1 protein-coding gene is annotated in these 308 nt (G+C 34.1%); it reads left to right on the top strand.

The genetic code is table 11. The features are described 5' to 3' along the window. The coding region (locus tag FDX22_RS30350) for a hypothetical protein (protein WP_222592579.1) at positions 1 to 247 on the top strand (247 nt) is incomplete at its 5' end. Positions 248 to 308 lie beyond the last annotated feature (61 nt).

Below are 308 nucleotides of genomic sequence, written 5' to 3' on the forward strand. Positions count from 1 at the left end.
AAATAAACGCCTTACAGGACAAACTGGAGGCTCTAACAATAACACAACAGAAAGTGGAGAAATCGAAATGTTCCTAATTAATTGCAAAGACACTAAAAATTGGTATGTATGTAACGGAGTTTCAGCACGACATATTAAAACAACACGTATGCTTGGAGGTTTCCAAGGTAAATTTGGAGTAATCAAGTTACCAGAAACTGTTATGTTCCAAGCCGAATTTGAAGCAGAGTACGGAAAAGTAAACTAAAAAAAGAACCTCACTTAATTGTGAGGTTTTCTTTTGTAATTGAGCATATTTTAAAGATGAT

It is taken from the genome of Citrobacter sp. TBCS-14, from assembly GCF_005280805.1.
GTDB classification, from domain to species: Bacteria; Pseudomonadota; Gammaproteobacteria; order Enterobacterales; family Enterobacteriaceae; genus Citrobacter; species Citrobacter gillenii.